The organism is Terasakiispira papahanaumokuakeensis (genome assembly GCF_001709345.1).
Lineage (GTDB): Bacteria > Pseudomonadota > Gammaproteobacteria > Pseudomonadales > Halomonadaceae > Terasakiispira > Terasakiispira papahanaumokuakeensis.
Genome location: NZ_MDTQ01000001.1, coordinates 1927535 through 1951071 on the forward strand (window position 1 = coordinate 1927535; position 23537 = coordinate 1951071).

Sequence of the window (23537 nt, forward strand, 5' to 3'; positions counted from 1 at the left end):
GGTACGAGGATCTTGTTATGGATTATGCTGCGCTTTTCTCGGCCGGGCTGCATATTTTCAGTCTCTGGCCTTTATTAAGCCTGTTGGCTGGGGTTACGCTGGGGTTAGTGGTGGGCTCAATTCCAGGGCTTAATGACACCATTACACTCGCGGTGTTGGTACCTATCACCTTCGCCATGCCCTCCGATATCGCTTTCCCCCTGTTAGTTGGGGTTTACTGTTCCGCCTGCTTTGGCGGTGCCTTCCCCGCTATTTTATTAAAAATACCGGGCACGGCTTCTTCTGTACTCACCGCGGTTGATGGTCATGCGATGGTCCAAAAAGGGCAAGCAGGCCTAGCTCTCGGGATTGCCACTTATAGTTCAGCGTTTGCTGGGGTAATTTCTGCCTTAGTACTGATGTTCTTTGCCCCAGTCCTGGCAGAGTATGCGCTCAATTTTGGTCCAGCAGAGTATTTCTCACTGAGCATTTTAGGGCTTTCCACGGTGATTGGTATGGCGGCAGGTAATGCCATGAAAAGCGCGCTGTCGTGCTTACTGGGATTGCTGGTTGCCATGATTGGCATGAGCCCTGAATCAGGTTTCCCCCGCTTCACTTTTGGCAGTTTCTGGCTCTTCGATGGGCTGCCGTTAACCCCTATTTTAATAGGGCTATTTGGTCTCAGTGTGGTTTTTGAGATGATGGCTAAACCAGCCCATGAAACGGCCCATGCCGCAGCGCCCAAAACTCCTATCCGCTTTGCCGATATGCTGCTCTCAGGCCAGATGATCAAACGCTTGATGCCGACCTGGCTCAGTGCCGCAGCCTTAGGTAATTTAGTTGGAATATTGCCGGGCGCCGGGATGTTGGTCGCGATTTATATGGCGTATGAGCGAGTTCGTCGACGTTTTGGCACGCAATGCGGCCAAGGTTTACCAGAAGGTGTTGCGGCACCGGAAGCCGCCAACAATTCAGTCGTAGCCAGTTCAATGGTACCGCTGTTATCACTGGGGATTCCGGGCAACTCAACATCGGCACTGTTTCTGGGGGCGCTTTTGATTCAAGGGTTGCGTCCTGGGCCTTCACTCTTTAATGACAGCCCCGATGTCGCCTATTTGATTGTAGGCAGCTTTTTGGTGGCTAACATTTTGATGTTCCCCATTGGTCTACTGTTAGCTCGACTTGTGCCCAATCTGATTAACCAGATCCCCCAATCATTATTAGCAGCGGCCATCGCCTGTTTATGCTTCACCGGGGCTTTTGCCATCAGCAACAGTCTCTTTGGGATTCTGGTCGCCTTAGCCTTTGGCCTGCTGGGCTTTCTCTTTAACCGAATGCATGTGCCATTATCGCCCTTTATTCTGGCGCTAGTGCTCGCACCGGTGATTGAGCGGGCCTACTTCCAAAGCATGTCAATTTCAGGGGGCTCTATCAGCTATTTCTTTACCCAACCCTTAAGCCTAACCATGCTGATCTTTACGATACTGTTCATGCTTTGGCCGCTTTACAAACGGTTACACCGGCGCCTGCCCTCACAGCAGGCGGCTTAACCAAGGCCACCTGCACCAGTGATTAAAATCAGTTTGGAAGGCTAGGTTCAATCACTCCCTGCTGGCCGCCGACATGGCTGGCCAGCAGGTGATACAGCTTGGTCGCCGCCTCGTTGGTATTATCTTCACGCAGATAAAGATAAAAATTCACATCTGGCAAGGCCGGTAGCCCCTGCCGTTCACCCAGCACCCTAAACTCAGGGGTCACCACTTCCACACTTCGCGCGGTAACACCGAGACCCGCTCTAACGGCTGCTTTAATGCCGGCAAGATTAGGCGCGATATAACTTTCTTTGTAATCGTGGCCCGCCTGAACCAGCGCTTCTAATGCAAAACGACGAAAGATACTGGGTTCATCGGCAATCACTAGCGGCAATGGTTCTTGCGGATCCAAGTGGTAATCGTTGGCGGCAATCCACACCACCGGGGAAGTACGTAAAATCAAGTGAGGATGTGAGGGTGACTCACGGGTTGAGATCGTCAGATCCAATGCGCCAGCGGCCATCATATCCATCAAATCAGGGCTTCGTCCGACGTGGATGGCCATAGACAAGCGCGGATTGGCACGGGCAAAGCGCTGCAAAATACCGGGTAAAACGGTATCGGCAATATCCGCAGGCGCACCAATACGCACAGGGCCGGTCAATTCTTGATCATGCAAGGCAGACCACATCTCATCATGCAGGGCCAACAATCGGCGCGCATAATCCACTAGCCGAATGCCCGCGGGGGTCAACTCTTTCTGTCGTCCTTTTTTGACGAACAAAACAACATCGAGCTCTTGCTCCAACCGCTTCATTTGTTGACTGATGGCGGGTTGAGATTTATGCACCTTAAGCGCTGCTCGGGCAAAATTGGCTTCATCGCAAATCGCGACAAAAGTGCGCAACAATGAAAGATCCAGATGGCGCATCAATTCACTCCCTTTTGATCAAATCATCCGCAGGTATGAGTACATCACTTCACGATCCGTTGACCCTTTAAACGTTGACCCTTTAAAAGCCAGCCAATTAAAACTGAACCACCCCACCATCACCCTACAACCGATAGCAGCAGCATTGATCAGCCAAGATAGTTAAGCAATACTTATATTTTAAAGCAAAATTATGATTATAAAGATAAACTATAGTGCAGTAGTGTGGAGTCATTAATCAATCCACTGTTGTTTCGAATTACTTGCTTCAGCAGGTCTGCTTGACATGACAACGATGACAAGTGCTCGCACAACGGTGTCCGACCCTATCAGCCATAGAGATCAGACCTATGACGACCCCGACACCACACTCATCTTTCACAACGACGACGCCTCAAGATCGACAAAACCTAGTCACGCAAGCGCTGAATCAGGTGAGACAGCATCTGGATCAACAAGGGCTCACACGCGAGGCACTCAGCCTTATTCTCAGTGAGCTGAAAGCACTAGCAGCTCAAACCGCATTATGGAATGCCGGTGATTTTCCTCCGCCCGAAGAGAATGAACGCCAAGCTCGCTATTTTATTGGCGAGCAGGATGACAACAGTATCGTGCTTTACTTGAATGTCATGCGTCCTGGTAAGCGTATCCCCCCTCATAACCACACCACTTGGGCTTGTATTGCTGCGGTTGAAGGTGCGGAGCTGAATACGATTTATCAACGGCTGGATGATGGCCAAACGCCAGGACAAGCCACCCTGGAAGTCGATCACGAGTTGGTCGTGGGCCCAGGTAGCGGCGTTGCCTTGATGCCGGACGATATCCACTCGGTGTTGATCGAAGGCGAGACCCCGATCCGACATCTTCACTTATATGGCCGAGCACTGGAAACGCTCACCGAACGTCTAACATTTGACCTCGACACCGGCACCTGCCGCATTATGGATATTGGCGTCAAAACACGCCGGGCAGGAGCATAATAATGCACACCATCACTCCAGAAGCGCTCAAGTCCAGGCTGGCAAAACCCGATGAAGAAACCGCTTTTTTGGATATTCGCGAGTTTGGCGAATATGGCATGGGGCACCCTTTTCACAGCGTTAATGTCCCACTGAGTCGTCTGGAAAGCTTGATCGGCACTTTTGTCCCTCGTTTGGAGGCGTGCATTGTGTTGATGGATCAATCCGATGAAGGGCGCGCCAACCATGCAGCCCAACAACTCAGTCAATTAGGGTATCGCGATGTCCGCGTCTTAAGCGGTGGCCTCAACGCTTGGAAGGCGGCGGGTTACAACCTTTTTGAAGGCGTTAATGTGGTCAGCAAAACATTCGGCGAGCTGATTCACGAGATTTACCATACCCCTAGTATTGAGGCTAAAACCTTAGCGCAATGGCAGGCAGAAGGGCGGGCAGTTCATATTTTAGATGGCCGCCCCTATCGCGAATATCACAAAATGAATATTCCCGGCAGCCTGTGTTGCCCGAACGGTGAGTTAGTGAAGCGAACCCCGGCACTGCTCAATGGTGATCATGAAACCCCTATTGTGATTAACTGCGCAGGCCGAACCCGCAGCATTATTGGCGCTCAAACCCTCTGCTGGTTAGGCTTGGAAAACCCGGTCTACGCGTTAGAGAATGGTACACAAGGTTGGCGTCTAGCGGGCTTATCACTCGAGCATGGGAGTGATCGTCGTTACCCCGACCATGCCCCCGTCCCTGCTTTACAAGCCTCGACCGCTCGGGCTTTAGCTGAGCAACATGGCGCGAGAGCGATCGATGCCACCACGGTCAACCAATGGTTGGCCGACACCACGCGTACGACTTATGTGTTCGATGTTCGAACCCATGAAGAGTTTGCAAAAGCTCATGCCCCCAGTGCTATCCACGCACCGGGCGGACAATTGATCCAGGCCACCGATCATTGGGTAGGCGTTTACCGATCACGCCTAGTCCTGGTTGATGATGATGAGTGCCGAGCGCCGACTGTAGCGGCCTGGCTTTCATTAATGGGGGTTGAGGTCGTGTGGTTAGCGGGCGGCCACCAACAGTGGTCACAACTCAATCAACGCCAACTCCCTTTGAACCACCCTACCCCCCCAGAGACCATTGATCTGGAGACGCTAAGCCAGTGGATCAGCATGCAAAGCGTGCAGCTGTTAGATGCGCGGCCGGGGATGCAATACCGCCAATCGCATCTCAGCGGTAGCCAGTGGATCAATCGCGCTCATTTAGCACGTCATCTCACAACACTAGATCTTGCCCAACCCCTTGTCTTAATCGGTGACCCGGAACAGGTGGTTGGCCTGGCCGAAGACCTGAAAACACAAGGAGCACAGCATTTGCATCAACTCCCTGCGGATCTTGAGGCCTGGGCTGATCATGGCTTGGCACTGAGCCAGACGCCAGACCAACCCTGCGATGATGACTGCATCGATTTTCTATTCTTCGTACATGACCGTCACGATGGTAACCTCGAAGCCTCAAAACGCTACCTGGCCTGGGAAGTTGGACTTGTGCCTAAACTCGATGATGAAGAAAGAGCAACGTTTGCGATTGAAATGAATTGCGATTGATCACGCTTTACTTCAGCTTCAGCAAGCTCAGAGACTCAAATAAGCATTAGCCAGAATAAAAGCCTCACGCCAAAGGCATAGGTAAGGACTCATCATGACAATAAACACCGACCTACTGCATATTGCTAGGACCGAGAATAAGCCCGGCCCAGTTAACCCTCCGATTGTTCGCACCAGCACGGTGACTTTCGATAGTCTGACCCAGATGCGAGAAGTGAAAAAGCGTCGGGCCGATGGCGAGCGGCTGTTCAGCTATGGGCGCCGAGGCACACCGACAACGCATGCGCTGGAAGATGCGATCTCACTGTTAGAAGGCGGCGAGCAAACCCAATTGCTCCCCTCTGGGGTTGCAGCGATTAACTTAGTATTGCTCACAGTACTTAAACCCGGTGACCACTTAATCATCGCTGACAGCGTTTATCAGCCCGTTCGGCAGTGCGTCAATGGATTGCTCCAACCCTGGGGCATTGATGTTGATTACTTCGATGGTTCCGTCGAACATCTCGCCACGCTGTTACGCCCTGAGACACGACTGATTTACACTGAAGTCCCTGGGTCGTTGGTTTACGAGATGCAGGATTTGTCGGCGATCACCGAATTTGCCCAGCAGCATGATATTCCAGTGGCCGTGGACAACACCTGGGCCAGTGGGCTACTGATGCAGCCTTTAGCTTTAGGAGCCAGTATTTCACTGATGGCGGGCACCAAGTATGTCGTAGGCCATTCTGACGTCATGCTAGGCACCGTCACTGCCAGCGGTGATATGGCCCACCGCTTACGGGAAATGGCGATCACCTTGGGCCAGTGCATTAGCGCGGATGATGCTTATTTAGCGCTTCGAGGTTTACGTACATTACCCTGCCGAATGGCGCAGCATGCCCAAACTGCGCAGCGGTTGGGCGATTGGTTAGCGCAACAGCCTGGAGTGGCACGAATCCATCAACCCTCTCGTCAGGACCATCCTGGGCATGAGATTTGGCAACGTGATTGCACCGGAACCAATGGATTGATCACGATTGAGTTCAATGCGGACATCACTGACGCTCAACGAGATGCTTGGGTTGAGGCCCTGACACTCTTCAGTATCGGCTCGTCATGGGGAGGCTATGAAAGCTTGGTACTGCCTGTGACACCCGCCTCAGCACGCAGCTGTAGTGCTCAAAAATGGCAAAATAAAGGCCCTTGTGTACGCCTTAGTATTGGTCTTGAAGATGCTAGCGATCTCCAAGCTGATCTGGCACAAGCCTGGACATGTTTTTCCAAATAAGTCGATTCAAGCATCAAGATAAGCCATATAAGACACAAATTGCATAACAAATCAGCGACATAAAAAATAAGCCACGTGGCGGCACCATGTGGCTTATCATCATTGATTAAATGTTAGATCATTAAATGCTGACTCGTTGAAGACGCGATAGGTTGAAGACTAGATATTAGAATGCTTCATATTAGAATGCTTCGCACCTTGAGCCGCTGCAGCAGACTCTGAGTCTGAACACGCGTCTAACGCGGTCATTTGAGAAGAGCGCTGTTCAGCCACCTTCATTTCGTGCCGTTTACTCAGCGCAAAACTGAGACTACCACACACAATAAAGCCATAGCCCAATAATTCAGTGCCCTCTTCGACAACCGACTTCACGATGTAAAGATAGTCACTGCCCATCACCCCATGCCACAAAGTTCCCATACCAAATAAACGGCTAAAGGCCAGTACGATCACGAGGCCATAGATAATCGTATTCGACTGTGGCGTTCTCAGGAAAGCGGCAAAAGTTTCCAGAGTCGTCCCTTTAAGGCACGCAGCCGTCACAATCGCCATGACAGCCGTTAAAGTGGCGGGGTACACCCAAAACCCATGCTGGATCAGATCAAACAATACATCTAATTCGCGAATCAACATAGTAGAGAAGAAACCGGCCACCAGAATATAAAACCCGCGCTGCTGCGGAAGTTGCCGGGCCAGCCATGCAAAACAGACCGCCGAGACCGCAAGCAGTACTTCCTGCGTAATTTCAGTTAAAGCCGTTTCAGATAATGGATCAGCAGATAAACTTAAATCCAAACGCAATATTCCGACAAGCGCCGCCATCCCCAGTGCAACATAAACAAACCGCATGATGCTCTGAATGACGAGCCGCCGAGCCTCGAGAAGAGAGTCACGGGACATATCATCACCTTTAGGTCATTGGAATAGGCTATATGTTTTTATTGCGGCACAGCGCGGGCTGAAGCTGTCGCAATATCACGACAAACAACCCACACCATCAAGCAGGTATGGCGGTGAACCCTACGCAAAGCAGCTGCACCTATTTTGTTAGCCAACTATTGATTCATTATACCTTAAGAAAACTTTAAGAAAATAGAAAAACATTTGTCACATATAAAAAAACAAGAAATTTTTTGGCTGTTGCCAGATCAATCAGAGAAATCTGACAGACAGGATCAGACCACAGTCCTCATAGACTAAATCGCCAGGTATGTGTGGCCCATGAGACTCACGCCCCTTGTCGAGCGCAGATATTTGCAGAGGGAATCAAAGAGGTGATACCAGAGAAGGGAATCAGTCGATCATTGTGAATGCCGCTCACGTGGAGACTTTGACGTGAGCGGCATACTGATAAGTTAGGCGATTTTAAATTGAGTGACCAATTCATCTAACTGTGTTGATAGTGACTGCAGTGTTTGACTAGAAGCGGTGAGCTGGTCAGCAATTTCAGCAGTTTCCATAGTCAATTGATTGATTTCATCGATACTCTGATTCATATCATTCACGACACTGGTTTGTTGCTCTGTGGCCGTGGCCACTTGAATATTCATTTCAGTAATCAAGCCGATGTGATGTGTAATACTCTGTAATGACACATTCGCCTCGCCAGTTCGGCTCACAACTTGACCACTCTGCTCCTGGCTACTTTCCATGGCAGTGACCGTTTTACTAGATTGTTCCTGTAACTGATTAATCATGGATTGAATTTCATCGGCCGATGACGCAGAACGGCTGGCCAAGTTGCGCACTTCATCAGCAACCACGGCAAATCCACGGCCATGCTCTCCTGCTCGGGCGGCTTCAATCGCCGCATTCAGCGCCAGCAAATTCGTTTGCTCAGAAATGCCTCGAATGGTCTCCAAAATACTGCCAATAGAATCCGTTTGCTCCGCCAATGAACCAATCACCTGGCTGACGTGAGCAATTTCATCAAACAACACTGTCATGCCATCTTGAGCCTGAGAGACCAGTTCAGCTCCTGAGTGGGCTTGGCCATCAGCTTCTTTAGCCGCTTGTGCCGCTTGTGAAGCATTCGTGGCAATATCTTCAATAGAAGCCCCCATCTCATTAATCGCGGTCGCCACCATAGTCGAACGATCACGTTCTTTGACACAGTTCGAATGCGTTTCTTGGGCTTTGGCTGAAACCTGTACAGCCGTATCGGCCAACGCTTTAGAGTTACGGGCAACCGCACTGATGGCACTCTGAACTTTATGAGTAAATTGATTGAAATGACGAGCAATATCCGCCATTTCATCTTGCCCTTGTAATGCAATTTGAGCCGAAAGATCTAATTGATCAGCCGCTTCACTGATCCCGGTTTGCAACTGATTAACTCGCTGATTAAAGCGACGTAAAACCAGTAACGACAATAAGCAAGTTGCTAACAAAGCCCCCACTAACCAGGCTAAAATCTCAAAACGCACCTGGTAATAACGAGCCTTACTATGCTCAAAAATGTCCACCGAGTCTTCTAGAAGCTGATCCAACAAATCATTAGTATCATTGCGAATCACGCGATAACTACTGGCATACTGCTTATAAACTTTATAACCTTGCGCCAAATCTCCTGCCTCAAACGCATTCAACATGGGCACTAATTCATTATTTTTAATCTGCCCAAATGTATTAATCAAACTTTTCACTTTTGCTCTTGCTTGCGGGTTAACCTGCGCTTCAAGTGCGTCATTCAATGCTTTTTCCATCTGAGGAAAATCATCTTGACGAACTTCATTGACGCTATCCACCAGCGTACGAGTGTCACTTTTATTTTTAAGCGAAGGCTCTAGCTCACGCATTAACATAGCATCGATACCCACACGCATACGTAAGTTACGCATGCCAACCTCAGCAAGTGAACGCATAGGTGCACTGGTATTTTCGGCTAATATTTGGGTTTCTGATTGCAGGCCGGAGAGCCCTCTAATTCCCGCCCAGCTCATCACTAAAAGAACCACACATGGAATAAAAACGACCAACAACAACTGTTTTTTGACTGTCATCTTATTGAGCAACACGAGATATAAGCTCCTGGACTAACGCGAAATAACGACGGTATCTTTGCATTTTAATACTCATGCACCCGTAAAACCCATCAAGAAGACGTCAATATATTTTATCATTCGTAATCAATTCAGCCGACAAACACAATAAAACACAACAAAAAATACCATCACAAACTTGAATCACATCCATGCACAACAACCATTAAAATAACCCACAAAAAATTTATTGCATCACACACAAAAAAAGGATTTACTCAACTATTCATATAGTTGTTTATAGCAATAAAGACAATCTAACTTTTGCCCGTGAAGCGAGACATAGTCAGGTAATCGCTGCTTTACCTTGAAACCATGGTGCTGTAGCACCTTTTGTGAGGCTAGATTGGCAGACACGACATAGGCTAGCAGTGTCCTGATGCCTAATAAGCGAGCCTCATGCTGAATAAGATCAACACCTCGCTTAGCCGCACCTTGCCTGGCAATCGATTGGGCGACGCGATAACCAATAAAAGCGCTACCTTGATCAAGTCTCAGGTTATGCAAATTCACTCGACCGACAATAACGCCACTCTCACGATGAATAATCAGTCGAGGCAAGCGTTTCCCCTGGCGGTTTTCTTGCAAAAACTGCCTGATATGCAAACGCACACCTGTAGGGGTATAAAATGAGTCGGGTCTAGGCTGAATAAAACGCTCAAACCAAGCGCGATTATCCAGCTCAAAACGCAACAAATGGCCCGCATCATCCATAGTGAGCGGCCGAATATCCCACATCAGCGGCATTCTCCTTTATATCATTCTGTCATCATTCGTACCGGAATCCGTACAAGTCGTGCAGCACTGATCATGAGGTCAAGCCTTGCCAATGAGATCAAAGCCTTGATCTCTACAGGAACTTTGAATACATGATACCCTCTAATTTATTGATATCATTCAACTCCAGTCGAGCGATCAATGCTAGGTACCCAATAGTTTGATGTCGAAATTTTTTTATCTTAGGGAGAGATCAGGGCTCGACATATGGCGATGAATGTCGCAATGTTAAAGAGACTGCCCATGTGGCGTCATGCTCCAGCCTTGTAAATGGCTGGATCGTCAGATGAACCAGGGGGATTGCCCATGCCTGTCGTGATCAAGATGAATATGAAAGGTGTTCCAACACCCAAAGGCCTGACCGTCGGCATTCGTGATACTCAGCCCGGCGACTTCAAACTCGCTGAACTTATGGATTTGATCGCCGAAGTTGAAGCTGAAGAGTGGCTTGATGAGCACCCTGAAGCAGAAGATGCTGAAGCATTTTATGGTATCCCCAGTATCCATCTCAGCCCCTACTGGCTAGATGAATAGTACTTTGAGTCTACAGTGATTTTAGTCTGTAGCACTTAGAGCCTACAGTACTTTGAGTTCACTGCACTTCGAGTTCACAGTACTTGAGTCCACTGACCTGATGAAATCACGCAGACATGCCACAAGGTGGCATTGTCACAATTGCAAAGCGTACTTATTCTTAACTGTACTTGTTCTGAACCGAGTGGGATGTTCGACAAACATGTAGAGGATTAAAACCGAGTCTGCGCCCGCAGACTCGGTTTTTTCTATCATTCACTTTTTCTTTCACTACTTTAAGCCTCAGCGTTTTTATCCCCTCTTGTTGCCACTAACGCCAACAACGCTGAAGCCACCATCAAAAATAAAGCGACTGCATTCAGCACTGGGGTCGACCCTTCACGCAATCGGTTAAATAAAGCCACCGTCAAAGGCGTATCGCTTCCCGTCAACATCACCGTGGTATTGAAGTTCTCAAAAGACATTAGAAAGGCCATGGCGGCCGCTCCCATCAGCGCAGGACGCAACCAAGGTAAAGTGACCGTGAACCAAGCAACCCATGGTGTTGCCCCAAGGTTTAACGCCGCCTCTTCTAAATGGGGGTCAAACTTGCGAAGCCGAGCCGCAATCACCAACGTTGATAATGTCGTGATAAAGCTGACCTGCCCCATCACCACCAGTGACATGCTGGGCCGGAACATATCGAGTTCAATGCCCCATTGATTGGAGACGTGATTTGCCAAGCCACTGTAAAACACCAAAATCGAGACGCCCAAAATAACGCCAGGAATGACCAACGGTAATAACATCACCAAATACAGCAGCTCTTTGCCACGAAACTGTAAGCGCTCAAAGAGCACGGCATTCACTGTGCCTAACACCACGCTCAACAGTGTGACCCATAAAGCAATCATCGCACTGTTGCCCAATGCCGAGAGCAGCCCCTGATCATGTAGCAAACCGGTACGTGTGCCATCGGCCGGATCAGCGACAAACCAATCCAACGTAAACCCTTGCCAAGGTAGTGATGGAAAAGGCGAATCATTAAAAGCGAAAACAACAGTCATCAAAAGCGGCAGGGCCAAGTAGACAAAGAAAATGACTAAATACAGCCCATAAATACGATTAAACCAAGGGGAGTGTGGTACTGAACGAATCATCGGTATTACCCCATCACTTTACGCAGAGACTGCCCCGTCAAGCGAAGCCCGAGCCAGATCATCAGTGAGGACAGCAACAACAGTAAAATCCCAAGCGCGGCGCCCTGCTCCCAGTTAAATCGGGTAATAAACTGAGTGAAAATTTGTTGTGTAAACCAAGCGCTATCTTTCCCCCCCATTAAAGTGGGCGTGAGATAACTGCCTAAGGTCAACATAAACACCACAATACACCCCGATACGATCCCCGGCATGGCCCAGGGCACCACAATTTCCCGCATGACAGTGAAATGTCCTCCGCCAAGATCATAGCCCGCCTCAACCAAGCTCTCATCAAGGCCATCAAGCGTTGTCACCAGCGGTACCACCATAAAGAGAAGGCCGTTATAGACCAACCCGACCACGACAGCGACATCGTTGTAAAGCATCTCTGTCGGGGCAAATCCAAACCACTGCAACAGGGCGCTGAATACACCACTTTCTCGCAACAGAATCATCCAACCATAAGTGCGGACGAGTTCACTGGCCCAGAAAGGAATTAAACAAGCGAGAAACAACCAGCCGCGTGCACGTCCACGAGCCAGTCGGGCGATATACCAGGCAATGGGGAAAGCCACGACCAAGGTTAATATCATCGTCAGCAAGGACATCAAACCGGTGCGTAAAAAAGTACGCCAGTAGTACGGCTCAGTGAAAAAATGAGCATACTGATCAAGCCCCCAGGTCACAGAATCCCAGCTCTCTCGCACTTGGAATGAAACGCGCAACATTTGTAAATGTGGCAACAGCACCAATAGCCCAATCCAAAGCACAAAGGGGGTTAGCAATAGCCAAAGCGAAAGTCGCCGCGCATGTTGGTGATGGACTTTATTCATTGTCTCAGCCTCACCGCACTCATGACGCCCACCCTGAGAAAACGCGGGCTTTCTCCGTCGCCCAACTCAATGCGACCCACTCACCAGGATGAAAGTGGACCGATGATGCATCCTGCGGTAAACGGGCCATCAGGGTTTGTCTGCCAATACGCAATTCAACCCGGCTGTTAGCCCCATCAAAAAGAGTCGTCACAACTTCAGCCTGACAATGCATTGAAGAGCCTTCAGGCTGCATCCCATCAGCAGACAATGAACCCGACGATAAAGGCGTCATTCGAATAAACTCGGGGCGAATAAAGAGTGAGACTTGATCGCCCACTGAGGCTGCGGGGCCCAGACACTGAGCCATCACGAGGTTATTGCCCGACAATCTCACACCAACCTGGCCGCCCTCCTGACGCTCGACGACCCCTTCTAACTGATTATTATCCCCCACAAAACCGGCGACAAAAGGTGTTTGAGGGTCATGATAAAGCGCTTCAGGGGTATCGACTTGTTCAAAACGACCTTCTCTCATGACCGCCACTTGGTCAGACATCACCATGGCTTCAGATTGATCGTGAGTGATATAAACAAAGGTGGTACCGAAGGCTTGTTGCAGATGCTTCAGCTCAACTTTCATCTGCTCGCGAAGCTTTAAATCCAAAGCCCCCAAAGGCTCATCAAGTAAAAGCAAAGCCGGACGTAAGACTAAGCATCGTGCCAGCGCAACTCGTTGGCGCTGGCCTCCACTAAGGGCAGCGGGCTGACGATGACCGAGACCGTCTAACCCCACCTGCGCCAGGACTTCATCAATCCGTTGCCGTCTGGCAGAGGCTGGCACTTTATGGCGTTTGAGGCCATACGCGATGTTCTCGGCCACCGTCATAGAGGGGAACAAGGCCAACTGCTGAAAGACTAAATTCACCGGCCGTCGATTGGGCGGCACTGGTAACATTGAACGACCTTGAATCAGGATATCGCCAGCATCAGGGGTTTCAAACCCTGCTAACATCCGCAACAAGGTTGTTTTACCGCAACCAGAGGGCCCTAAAATGGAAAAGAAGCGCCCAGCGGGCACTTCAAAGCTGACATCATCAACGGCTTGGTGCGCGCCAAACGCACGCACCAAATGTTGACACACCAGATCACAAGCAGTTGTTGCCGAATCTTGAGAAGAAGTCATCACAGAAGAGGTCATTGGGCCGCCTGAATCCGATCCAACACTTGACCTTCAGTCTGCTCAAGCCCCGGCGGAACGGGGGGATACCACTTGATATTATCTAAAGCGGCCGCGTTGAAGCTATCCCGATAAGCATCGCGCAATTTGGCTTTAACAAATTCATCGGCGCCTTTGGATGCCGTGAAATTACCGGATGAATTAGTAATACGCGCGGCGATTTCCGGCTGCATCACGAAATTAATCCACTGATAGGCCGCATCCAGATTTTCACTTCGACGCGGAATCGCAAAAGTATCAATCCAGCCCAAAGCCCCGGATGCCGGCGCCACAAAATGAATACTCGGGTCTTCAGCATGGAGCTTCCAGCCCCCCGCATCCCAGGCCATTGCAGCTTTTACTTCACCGGTACGCAATAGCGATAACAGCTGGTCACCACCGGTCCAATAGGTTTTTACATTGGATTTACAATCAATTAAGCGTTGCTCAACCTGCCGCATAATATCGCGATAGGCATCTTGATCAGCATAAGCCGCAAAGGGATCAAGCCCCATCGCATAAGCAAAACCAATTAAAGTCGGGCGCTTCAACCGATAACTCACATGACCAGCCAGTTCAGGACGGCATAAATCGGTATAGTCTTTCACTTGATCAGCGACTTCATCATGCACAATCAAGCCACTGGTGCCCCAAACGGCAGGTACACCATAAGCGTGACCTTTCAAAGCCGTAGCTTCACGCGTCGCCTTAAGCATGGAGTCTTGCAGTTGGGCAGTTTTCACACGGCTATAATCAATCGGCTGATAAATATTAAATTGCCGCTGAACGCCCACGATACGATCCTGGCTGGGCTGTGCCAAATCAAAACCGGCACCACCAGTGGCACGTAGTTTAGAGATCATATCCTCATTATTGGAAAGCGTGATTTGAACATCAATCCCGGTCTGCTTTTCAAATTCTGCCACGACATCATCCGGTGCATATCCCCCCCAAGTGATCAGCCGTAGTGTTTCTGCCTGCACCTGCACCGCGGCAACAGACAGCAGCGTCGCAGAGAATGCCACTAGTGCGCCCTTACTGAATCGAGTCAACATGACCATTCCTTAACATCAATGTGAATGAAAGATGAATCCTGGACCGGACATCAAGCTAGACACACGATATTGCATTGTCATGACAAGCCATGGCCTCAACCTCAGACGGCTTCCGATCCCTTGTCGCTTCATGACAATAAAACAGCCTTTTCACTTAAGCAATTCCTGATAAGACATACCTCAAATACAGATTTGATCAACGCTCGAATTTTTCAAACACCTTCCCTTTTGCCCAATCTCAACCATCACCCGGGGCTTCATCTATTATCTGTCCAGTATTTTCTTCCTGTATTTTTCTCAGTCCTTTCTGCCTGATCTTCTTTGAGCGTTTAACAGAATCTCTTCCGTTCTAATGAGTGCGCTGACTTAGAGCACTTGATCTTCCGCTATATTTGGTTAAACATAGCGAACCTCAACATAGTCAGACAGACTCAAACGGGACGCCATCAATGTCGATGCGGTTATTCAATTCAATCAAGGTCCATGGGCTTAAAGCTTTATCATTTAAAACTTTACTGACCATTACGCTCATCTCTAGCCCCTTCGTTGCTCAGGCCCAAACATTGACAGTCATGGCTGCGGCCAGCATGACCGATGCGATGACTGAAGCCGCCCGAGTTTACGAACAAAAAACGGCCACTCACATTCGATTGTCATTTGCCAGTTCATCAGTGCTGGCGAGACAATTAGCAGCAGGGGCCCCTGCGGATTTATATATCTCCGCGAATGAACAGTGGATGGACTGGCTGGAAGAACAACAGCTACTAGCACCGGGAACTCGAAAAGATCTGCTAAGCAATGCACTGGTGGTCATCGCCCCTGAAAGCAGTCCCTTGTCCTCTTTTACACTGACGCAGGAGACACCTCTCCTACACTATTTAGGGGAAGATCAGCGATTAGCGATGGGAGACCCCAGTCACGTCCCGGCCGGGATCTATGCCAAACAAGGGCTGGAAAATTTAAAGCTTTGGTCTAATCTCGAGCCTCATTTAGCCCGAGCAGACAATGTACGTGCCGCCCTAGCGCTGGTAGAGCGCGGAGAAACACCCTTGGGCATTGTCTATCGTACGGATGCGCAAGTCGCTCAACACACCAAAATACTGGCCACTTTCCCCGCTCACAGCCATACGCCGATCACTTATCCAGTGGCCTTGATGAAAGATCATGATTCAGCCGAAAGCCAAGCCCTACTCAAGTGGCTCTCAAGCTCTGAAGCAGGGACCATTTTTGCTCGCTTTGGTTTTGGTCAAGCTGATTCAGCACCGTGATGATGACGTCATCATTATGGGGGTTATCATCCGCTGAAATCGAAGCGCTGTTGCTGAGTTTCAGAATCTCGATGGTTGCGGTGGTCTCCGCATTACCCTTTGCGATTATTGTCGCGACCTTACTCACTCAACGCCACTTTCGGGGCCGAGTGATAGTTGATGCCATTGTCCATCTCCCACTCATTTTGCCTCCCGTGGTGATGGGCTACTTGTTGCTGATCAGTTTTGGTACGCGAGCACCATTGGGCCATTGGTTGCTGACTCAATGGGATATCCGGCTTGTCTTCAGCTGGACAGGGGCGGCTTTAGCGGCGGCGATCATTAGCTTCCCGTTTCAGGTGAGGTCGATCCGCTTGGCATTGGAAAGCATTGATCCTGGACTTTATCAAGCCGCTGCCACGCTAGGGGCACATCGGATAGACCGTTTTATTAGCATTACATTACCACTGGCCTTACCCGGCATTATCGCTGGAGCCACCACCGCCTTTGCCGCCAGTCTGGGAGAATTCGGCGCCATTATTACGTTTGTCTCAAACATCCCTGGGGAAACTCGAACGTTACCGCTCGCCATCTATACCGCCATACAAACCCCTGGGGGAGAACTCGCAGCAGCACGCCTCGCTGGATTGTCGATTGTGCTGGCTTTCCTTGGGCTCTTGGGATCTGAGTGGGCGATGCGACATATCCGCAAGAGAGAACACTCATGAGTGCAGATCAATGACATTGCATGTCGATATTCAATATGCAGTAGGCCATTTATCACTTTCAGCTCAAATTCAAATCGAGCAGCCAGGCATTACCGCTTTATTTGGGCCGTCGGGTAGTGGGAAAACAACAGTAATGAATGCCATTGCAGGTCTGATCAGACCTTCCAAAGGTGATATCCAACTGCAAGGGCGCGACTTGTTTAACCATCGCCGACACCTCCATTTGCCCGCCCATCAGCGACGTATTGGTTATGTCTTCCAGGAAGCCCGCTTGTTCCCTCACCTTTCGGTAAAAAAGAACCTATATTATGGGCATCACCGTAGCCTAGCCCCGCTTGCACAAGCACAATGCCAGCAAGTAATAGCACTGCTTGGTTTAGAGCACCTGATGGAGCGACCACCACGCCATTTATCGGGTGGTGAAAAGCAAAGAGTTGCACTGGGACGGGCTTTACTCTCCAATCCAGATATCTTGTTACTGGACGAGCCGCTATCAGCACTGGACCCTTCGCGTAAACATGACATCCTGCCGTACCTGGAGCGCATCCGGGATGAACACCAAATCCCGATGCTGTATGTCAGCCATGCGTTGGAGGAAGTGACACGCTTAGCCAATCATATTGTCCTAATGGCTGATGGACAGACCCATGCACAGGGCACTGTGGAAGCCTTACAAGATCATCCTACGCTGGCCCCACTGAAGCATCAGCTGGATATTGGCACACTCTTTAGCGGTACAGTACAACACTATGACCCAGTCACAGATCTAACATGCGTTGAGACAAAAGGGCTTCAGTGGCATATCAATGGTAATTACGGCCCGACTGGACAAGCCGTTCGACTGGAAGTCCCCCTACAATACGCGACCTTGAGCACCGAACCACTCGGCAACACCAGTACTTTAAACCATTTAAGTGGCCATATCAGACAACTCGACAGTTGCAGTATCACACTTCAAATAAGTGAGAACTTACCACCTATCAATGTGCCATTACCCCACTATCAACAAACGTTGATGGCGCTCACCAAAAATCAACGCATTTTTGTCTCGATCCCGGCGATCAAAGTACTGTCACGGATGTCACGGATATAAACATTTAAAGCCATAAAGATGAAATTAAAACCAGTAGACTCCATCGCTTACTATTCACCATAGCTCTTTAATCATCTAACTTCAGTTGAGCCGCTAATTGCGCCACGAGCTCCTGTGTCGCCTGCTCGGCCTGTGTCTGGATAAGCTCATAGCAATCGATCAAATACTGGCCTTTAGACGTCACCTCAGCCCCACCACGTCGAGCCCCCCCCGTGTGAGTTTCAACCACAGGCTCAGCAAAATGAGTATTCATTTCATTAATTAACGACCATGCGCGCCGATATGACATTCCTAAAGCACGAGCGGCTGCTGAAATAGACGCCTCTTTTTGAATGGCCTTCAATAAATCGACTTTGCCATAACCAAGACGAGTGCCATCGGGCAACTCAATTTTTAAGCGTAATTTCAATGTGTGCTCTGACATCTTCTGCTCTTTTAACATCGGCTCTTTCACAAGCGTCATCCTATTCATCCTACAAAGCTTTTATCATGATAACGCTAAAACCTTGATCAACCTGAAACATTCCCAGTGCCACGATGTTACTTTTTTGAGACACTACAGACTAAAGTCGCTTATCGGGCATGGTAGGCCACTATTCGATTAATACTATTCACGAACATTAGGGTTGAGGCTGTGCTGTTGATTGCTCAAGAGAAGCCACTTTCTTACACGCCACGTACACCAAGGACATCCACACTGACGTTAACCCTCAGTGCTGTAATACTGTCATTAACGCTTGGCCTACAAACGGCTTATGCAAACACACCTAAAATCAAAAAAGCACTCAAGCCTTTTTCTATGAAAGGCGAGTTTGGCTTAATTGCGACCACCGGTAATACTGAAACAATGGCTTTCAAAGGTGGCCTTTCAGCCCATCAGGAACTTACCGCCTGGAGTAATGATTACAAATTTGAAGCGCTCTATAAGAACGAAACCAAAGAAGATGATGACGGCAATGAAGAAACAGATGTGAGCGCTGAAAAATACTTTGGATCTGGCCAAGCCAACTACAAACTACAGAATCCAGACCATCGTCTATTTGGTTTCGCCTCTTATGAAAAAGATCGATTCAGCAGTTATAACTATCAATCAACACTGGCTCTCGGCTGGAACCAAAGGCTTTGGGAAGATGATCAATCAATGTTTGAATACAGCGTGGGTCCTGGTTACTCGTTTGCCCAAACCAGTAATGGTGAAAGCCGTGACAGCCCAATCTTGAGGACATCCCTAGATTACCGTTATCAATTTAATGATACTGCAAGCTTCGAACAATCAATCTCCACAGAATTTGGTTCTTACAACACTAAAACCAAATCCGAAACGGCCTTGGTCGCACGGCTTACTGATCCACTGGCCGTCAAGCTATCCTTAACGATGGACCATAACTCAAAAGTGGATGAAGGTGATGACGAACTCGACACACAGACCGTCGTTAGCCTGAACTATATCTTCTTTTAACCTCAATCCATTGTCCGCCTTATTGACTTGTCATCCTGACACTATACTGATCAGGCTCAGTAGAGCCTGATCAACCCCGTCATGAACGGCTATTTCCCATATGCCTGGCAAGATCGCAGAGGATGGTGCGATCCTCAATAATGATGAACTCAGCTCACCATTCACCCAAAGAGTAACCTCGGAGTGAGAGCCCACAAATAAAAAAAGCCGACCATTTAAATGATCGGCTTTTAAAATTTGGTGGAGCCTAGCGGGATCGAACCGCTGACCTCAACACTGCCAGTGTTGCGCTCTCCCAGCTGAGCTAAGGCCCCTTATGCGATACTCAATTAAATCAACATATCGAATAGCGATTTAATTTGATATCAATGTACTGAGCTTATGACAATCAATAGAGTCTTACGAGCCAATAAACGCTCACATATAAACGGTGAAATCGTTGTGGCTTAATTTCTATTCAATTATTGGTGGAGCCTAGCGGGATCGAACCGCTGACCTCAACACTGCCAGTGTTGCGCTCTCCCAGCTGAGCTAAGGCCCCACAACTCAGGAACGGAGCCATTATAGAGTTAGAATGCTGCCTGTCAAATACTTTCATTCAAATTTTGCTTGAGCTTCAGTGGCTTGGCTAATGTCGCAAGACCGTATAAAGCCCCATCCCCAATGCAATTGCACCCGTCATATAGTATTGCCAAACCGCTTCAGACCAACCGCCTGAACGCTGCTCGATCCCCTGTTGTATTGGCATTTGGTGGAAATCATAGCCCCAAAAAAGCAATACCGCTCCGATGACAACAAGTGCCACACCTATCAATTTACGCATTGTATCACCTTAAGCGCTCGTCACCTGATACACAGGCTCTATCAGTCATAACGAGTTATTGGGTCAAAACTAACCGGTAAAGAAACCCGCCGGGACCTCTCCAATAAAAGAAACGATCTCAACTTGATCGACACGAGACATCGGAGATCCAGTCCAAAGCCACTGGCAACCTTGATCAACAGCCTCATGGGTGCCTTGGAAAACCACTTCGACACTGCCATCATCACAATTCACGGCCCAACCATCCAGCCCCAACCTCAGTGCCGTCTGCTGAGTATGCTTACGAAACCATACACCCTGTACTCGTCCCCGAACACGTGCTTTCACTTGGTGCTGTTCTTCGCTCATTAATCACTCCTTTTGATCTCAGCCTTTGATTCATCATCGATGGCATTCGACTGCGCCTCCTGCAACATTACCGCCAGAGACGCTTTATGAGACGCTCGAAGTTCGGCTTGATCACGTGCGACAACTTCAGCTAGAGGCAACGCTTGCAGGGCTTGTGGCCAGCATCCAACCGCAGGCAGTTGCCAAGGCCATGATAGCAACAAGTCGGCTGACGACACCTGAGCGAAATCTCGGCCTGGCCCCCAACATTCGTCGATCTGCTGACTCAACCAACCGTGCTCACTCAGCCAAGATATCAGCTGCTGCCATTGCGCGAGATTTTTCACGCCACAACGCTGGCGCAAAGTTAACTCTGAAACATGCTCGCCTTGGATAAAAGCCTGCCATACCGCGAACAAACACATAACGCCTTGCAATGCAGGCTGTCGATCCCCTAAAGCGACAACGGTCGGTTCTTCGCCTTTCACCGCGACCCACTCAGCCCCCAATAAGATTAACCACCAAGATAAATAAATCCAGAGTAGGAAGACCGGTACCGCCGCAAAAGCCCCATAAATCAACTCATAAGAGGCGAAGTTACTGACAAATACGGTAAAGCCAAACTTAGCCAGCTCAAAGGCCACAGCCACTGCCATACCACCCGCAACAGCGTGCTTAAAACGAACCTGACAATTGGGCACCGCCCAAAACAATAATGTAAACGCTAACCCACTGGATAATAGTGGAAGCCAACGTAACAATAATCCCCTACCGCCGAGTGCTTCTGTTGTCGAATGAATCAAAGGCAACGACATCACATATGAGGTCAATAAAAAACCAGCACCCAATAATAAGGGCCCCAAGCTTAATACCGCCCAATAGAGTAAAAAGGCCTGCAATCCGCGACGCCCTTTATGAACACGCCAAATGCCATTAAAAGTTCGCTCGATGGTCAAAATCATCATCAGCGCTGTCACGATAAGGATGCCGACCCCAACCACTGTCAGTTGTCGGGCCTGCTGTGCAAACTCCACCAAATAACTCTGTACGGTCATGCCCGTGGAAGGAACAAAGTGCTCAAACAGAAAGCTTTGTAATAAGTCGCCAACGCCTTTGAATGACGGGATAGCTGACAACATGGAATAAACCACGGTCAAACAAGGCACCACTGCAAACAACGTGGTATAGGTCAAAGCTGCGGCATTGTGAGGCCCTCCATCCTGAAAGAAACGTTGAATCACACGTGTCACAATCACCCACACACGAGATTGTGTCAGGCGCGACATCAGCAAGCGCTTTGACATTTCTGGCTCCTCTCCTTCAGCCTCGTTAAAATAACCACAATTCAGCAGACCGACCTCAGCTGTCGGCTCGAATCAAGCACAAGCTCGAATCAAGCACAAGCTCGAATCAAGCACAAGTAAGTCGAGCCAACCACTCACTCGCAACAGGTCATCACACATGACAATTACGCTTTATCATAACCCACGCTGCTCCAAGTCTCGCCAAGCCCTTCAACTGTTACAGGATAATGGCGTTGAGCCGATTATTCATCGTTACCTTGATCAGCCTCTCGATGCAGATGCCCTCCGTCAACTGATTCAGCGGACGGGGTTAAGCACGCAAGCCATCATGCGAAGCAATGAAGATGAGTTCAAAGCAGCCAATTTAGGTCGAGAAGACATTACAGATGATGAGTTGATCGAGGCCCTTGTAAAAACCCCCAAACTCCTGCAACGTCCTATTGCTGATGATGGACAGCGCGCGATTATCGGCCGCCCTCCAGAAGACGTGCTAGCACTGCTATCACCCTAAGCACTATGTCTAACGCTCAGCGCTACCGATTCATCGCCCCTACTTCAAAACCGAGATTCAATCAGGAGCCCTCATGAACCTGCCTTACGTGCTGGTCCTTTATTACTCACGCCATGGCAATGTAGCCAGAATGGCAAAGGAAGTCGCCAAGGGTATCGAGCGTCTCAGCGGTATAGAAGCCCGGCTCAGAACCGTACCGTCAGTATCGACGACTTGTGAAGCAACCGAGCCCGCCGTTCCTGATGCAGGGGCAGTTTACTGCTCTGAAGAAGACTTACGTCATTGTGCTGGCCTTATGTTAGGGAGCCCGACTCGCTTCGGTAATATGGCGGCACCACTCAAGTATTTTCTCGATGGTACCAGCGGGCTATGGTTATCAGGCGCGCTCATCAATAAGCCTGCCGGTACCTTCACGTCCACAGCCAGCTTACATGGTGGTCAGGAGACAACATTGCTCAGCATGGCATTACCTTTATTGCATCACGGCATGCTTTGGGCCGGGATTCCGTACCAACATGCCGAGTTGCTCAAGACCACCACTGGGGGAACGCCTTACGGCGCAAGCCATCTAGCAGGCGGCGATAGCCAACAGCCACTCTCAGAAGATGAGATTGTTCTTTGCCAGGCTCAAGGAGAGCGCATCGCCCAACTGGCGTTACAATTACACCCGATGACGGCCACGGAATATACTTCATGAAGCTTGCGGCCCCCATACCCCATCAAGACCTCCAGCAGCGCCTTCGCTTTGCTAGGCCTCTGGTTTTTTATAGCTACATTCTATTATTGGGATTACAAGGATGGCAGCTGGCCAATACGGAGTGGAGCTCAGTCACTCGCATGGCCATGGCGACTTTATTGCAGTGGGGCCCGCTACTGATCTTTATTCCAGCGCTGATCAAACGCACACCCCGAGACCATGCTTGGCTATGTTTTGTCAGCTTGGGCTACTTTATGCAAGGCATCATGAATAGCGTGTCTCCAGAGTCCGGACTTTATGGTGGGGCAGAGGCCTTACTCGCACTCATTCTCTTTATCAGCGCAATGCTCTATACGCGTTGGCGGTCAATGGAGCTCCGCGGCGCTTTTAATTAAGCATTTTTAATTAAGCGCTTTTCATTGAGGGTTCACTTAAGGCGTTCTACTCAGCA

At 49.3% G+C, this 23537-nt stretch carries 24 protein-coding genes and 2 tRNA genes; 12 read left to right on the forward strand and 14 right to left on the reverse strand.

The features are described 5' to 3' along the window. The first annotated feature begins 17 nt into the window (after positions 1-17). On the forward strand, positions 18-1529 hold the full coding sequence (locus BFW38_RS08445) for a tripartite tricarboxylate transporter permease (RefSeq protein ID WP_068997989.1): 1512 nt from the start codon (positions 18-20) through the stop codon (positions 1527-1529). Between the two features lie 28 nt (positions 1530-1557). Here BFW38_RS08445 and BFW38_RS08450 read toward each other — a convergent pair whose 3' ends face one another. Beyond that, entirely contained in the window at positions 1558-2442 is an 885-nt protein-coding gene (locus BFW38_RS08450; protein WP_068997990.1) for a LysR substrate-binding domain-containing protein, read from the reverse strand. Positions 2443-2792: 350 nt separating this feature from the next. Between BFW38_RS08450 and BFW38_RS08455 the strand changes: the two genes are divergently transcribed. The 3 genes from BFW38_RS08455 to metC all read left to right on the forward strand — a co-directional run bounded on the left by BFW38_RS08455 (position 2793) and on the right by metC (position 6281). Further along, complete coding sequence (locus BFW38_RS08455; protein ID WP_245686117.1) at positions 2793-3422, forward strand: cysteine dioxygenase family protein; 630 nt, start codon at positions 2793-2795, stop codon at positions 3420-3422. A gap of 2 nt (positions 3423-3424) precedes the next feature. After that, positions 3425-5014 (forward strand): rhodanese-like domain-containing protein, encoded by a 1590-nt coding sequence (locus tag BFW38_RS08460; RefSeq protein WP_068997991.1) that lies wholly within the window; start codon positions 3425-3427, stop codon positions 5012-5014. 94 nt (positions 5015-5108) lie between these two features. After that, on the forward strand, positions 5109-6281 hold the full coding sequence (gene metC, locus BFW38_RS08465) for a cystathionine beta-lyase (protein ID WP_068997992.1): 1173 nt from the start codon (positions 5109-5111) through the stop codon (positions 6279-6281). A 159-nt stretch (positions 6282-6440) separates the two neighbouring features. Here the strand turns inward: metC and BFW38_RS08470 are convergent, their stop codons facing one another. The 3 genes from BFW38_RS08470 to BFW38_RS08480 all read right to left on the reverse strand — a co-directional run bounded on the left by BFW38_RS08470 (position 6441) and on the right by BFW38_RS08480 (position 10060). After that, positions 6441-7181 (reverse strand): hypothetical protein, encoded by a 741-nt coding sequence (locus BFW38_RS08470; protein WP_068997993.1) that lies wholly within the window; start codon positions 7179-7181, stop codon positions 6441-6443. 455 nt (positions 7182-7636) lie between these two features. Next, positions 7637-9298 carry a methyl-accepting chemotaxis protein gene (locus BFW38_RS08475; RefSeq protein WP_068997994.1) on the reverse strand — a complete coding sequence of 554 codons (1662 nt, stop codon included), beginning with the start codon at positions 9296-9298 and terminating at the stop codon, positions 7637-7639. A 246-nt stretch (positions 9299-9544) separates the two neighbouring features. After that, positions 9545-10060 carry a GNAT family N-acetyltransferase gene (locus tag BFW38_RS08480; RefSeq protein WP_175400956.1) on the reverse strand — a complete coding sequence of 172 codons (516 nt, stop codon included), beginning with the start codon at positions 10058-10060 and terminating at the stop codon, positions 9545-9547. A 345-nt stretch (positions 10061-10405) separates the two neighbouring features. On the opposite strand from BFW38_RS08480, the gene BFW38_RS08485 reads away from it, so the two are divergent. Further along, entirely contained in the window at positions 10406-10633 is a 228-nt protein-coding gene (locus tag BFW38_RS08485; RefSeq protein ID WP_068997996.1) for a hypothetical protein, read from the forward strand. A 275-nt stretch (positions 10634-10908) separates the two neighbouring features. Here the strand turns inward: BFW38_RS08485 and BFW38_RS08490 are convergent, their stop codons facing one another. The 4 genes from BFW38_RS08490 to BFW38_RS08505 are packed head-to-tail and all read right to left on the reverse strand — an operon-like array spanning position 10909 to position 14897. Beyond that, on the reverse strand, positions 10909-11772 hold the full coding sequence (locus BFW38_RS08490) for an ABC transporter permease (protein ID WP_068997997.1): 864 nt from the start codon (positions 11770-11772) through the stop codon (positions 10909-10911). A gap of 5 nt (positions 11773-11777) precedes the next feature. Beyond that, positions 11778-12644 (reverse strand): ABC transporter permease, encoded by an 867-nt coding sequence (locus tag BFW38_RS08495; RefSeq protein ID WP_068997998.1) that lies wholly within the window; start codon positions 12642-12644, stop codon positions 11778-11780. Between the two features lie 19 nt (positions 12645-12663). Then, complete coding sequence (locus BFW38_RS08500) at positions 12664-13824, reverse strand: ABC transporter ATP-binding protein (RefSeq protein ID WP_245686118.1); 1161 nt, start codon at positions 13822-13824, stop codon at positions 12664-12666. After that, positions 13821-14897 carry an extracellular solute-binding protein gene (locus BFW38_RS08505; RefSeq protein ID WP_068997999.1) on the reverse strand — a complete coding sequence of 359 codons (1077 nt, stop codon included), beginning with the start codon at positions 14895-14897 and terminating at the stop codon, positions 13821-13823. The genes BFW38_RS08500 and BFW38_RS08505 overlap by 4 nt, the downstream gene beginning before the upstream one ends. Positions 14898-15346: 449 nt before the next feature. Between BFW38_RS08505 and modA the strand changes: the two genes are divergently transcribed. From modA to modC, 3 genes are read left to right on the forward strand one after another with little or no spacing between them, the layout of a single operon-like run. Then, positions 15347-16165, forward strand: coding sequence for a molybdate ABC transporter substrate-binding protein (modA, locus tag BFW38_RS08510; RefSeq protein ID WP_245686119.1), 819 nt, complete (start codon positions 15347-15349; stop codon positions 16163-16165). Further along, positions 16165-16872 carry a molybdate ABC transporter permease subunit gene (modB, locus tag BFW38_RS08515; RefSeq protein WP_245686120.1) on the forward strand — a complete coding sequence of 236 codons (708 nt, stop codon included), beginning with the start codon at positions 16165-16167 and terminating at the stop codon, positions 16870-16872. The genes modA and modB overlap by 1 nt, the downstream gene beginning before the upstream one ends. Positions 16873-16882: 10 nt before the next feature. After that, positions 16883-17965, forward strand: a complete 1083-nt coding sequence (gene modC, locus BFW38_RS08520) for a molybdenum ABC transporter ATP-binding protein (protein ID WP_068998000.1) — start codon at positions 16883-16885, stop codon at positions 17963-17965. Positions 17966-18032: 67 nt separating this feature from the next. Here the strand turns inward: modC and BFW38_RS08525 are convergent, their stop codons facing one another. Further along, positions 18033-18428 (reverse strand): winged helix-turn-helix domain-containing protein, encoded by a 396-nt coding sequence (locus BFW38_RS08525; protein WP_218186393.1) that lies wholly within the window; start codon positions 18426-18428, stop codon positions 18033-18035. A 171-nt stretch (positions 18429-18599) separates the two neighbouring features. Between BFW38_RS08525 and BFW38_RS08530 the strand changes: the two genes are divergently transcribed. Continuing rightward, positions 18600-19424 (forward strand): DUF481 domain-containing protein, encoded by an 825-nt coding sequence (locus BFW38_RS08530; RefSeq protein ID WP_218186394.1) that lies wholly within the window; start codon positions 18600-18602, stop codon positions 19422-19424. A 238-nt stretch (positions 19425-19662) separates the two neighbouring features. Here the strand turns inward: BFW38_RS08530 and BFW38_RS08535 are convergent. The 5 genes from BFW38_RS08535 to BFW38_RS08555 all read right to left on the reverse strand — a co-directional run bounded on the left by BFW38_RS08535 (position 19663) and on the right by BFW38_RS08555 (position 21878). After that, positions 19663-19738 (reverse strand) — tRNA-Ala (locus BFW38_RS08535). A gap of 151 nt (positions 19739-19889) precedes the next feature. Further along, positions 19890-19965: transfer RNA gene (locus BFW38_RS08540), tRNA-Ala, on the reverse strand. Between the two features lie 87 nt (positions 19966-20052). After that, the gene (locus tag BFW38_RS08545; RefSeq protein WP_068998001.1) at positions 20053-20247 is read right to left on the reverse strand and encodes a DUF3185 family protein; all 195 of its coding nucleotides are present in this window, start codon (positions 20245-20247) and stop codon (positions 20053-20055) included. A gap of 69 nt (positions 20248-20316) precedes the next feature. Beyond that, on the reverse strand, positions 20317-20595 hold the full coding sequence (locus BFW38_RS08550; protein WP_068998002.1) for an acylphosphatase: 279 nt from the start codon (positions 20593-20595) through the stop codon (positions 20317-20319). Then, positions 20595-21878 carry a YihY family inner membrane protein gene (locus BFW38_RS08555; protein WP_068998003.1) on the reverse strand — a complete coding sequence of 428 codons (1284 nt, stop codon included), beginning with the start codon at positions 21876-21878 and terminating at the stop codon, positions 20595-20597. Before BFW38_RS08555 ends, BFW38_RS08550 begins: the two co-directional genes overlap by 1 nt. 157 nt (positions 21879-22035) lie before the next feature. On the opposite strand from BFW38_RS08555, the gene arsC reads away from it, so the two are divergent. The 3 genes from arsC (at position 22036) to BFW38_RS08570 (ending at position 23481) form a co-directional block, all read left to right on the forward strand. Next, positions 22036-22389, forward strand: a complete 354-nt coding sequence (arsC, locus tag BFW38_RS08560; protein WP_068998004.1) for an arsenate reductase (glutaredoxin) — start codon at positions 22036-22038, stop codon at positions 22387-22389. A 73-nt stretch (positions 22390-22462) separates the two neighbouring features. Continuing rightward, a complete protein-coding gene (gene wrbA, locus BFW38_RS08565; RefSeq protein WP_068998005.1) occupies positions 22463-23086 on the forward strand; it encodes an NAD(P)H:quinone oxidoreductase in 624 nt (207 codons plus the stop codon). After that, on the forward strand, positions 23083-23481 hold the full coding sequence (locus BFW38_RS08570) for a DUF2069 domain-containing protein (RefSeq protein ID WP_068998006.1): 399 nt from the start codon (positions 23083-23085) through the stop codon (positions 23479-23481). Before wrbA ends, BFW38_RS08570 begins: the two co-directional genes overlap by 4 nt. The last annotated feature ends 56 nt before the right edge of the window (positions 23482-23537 follow it).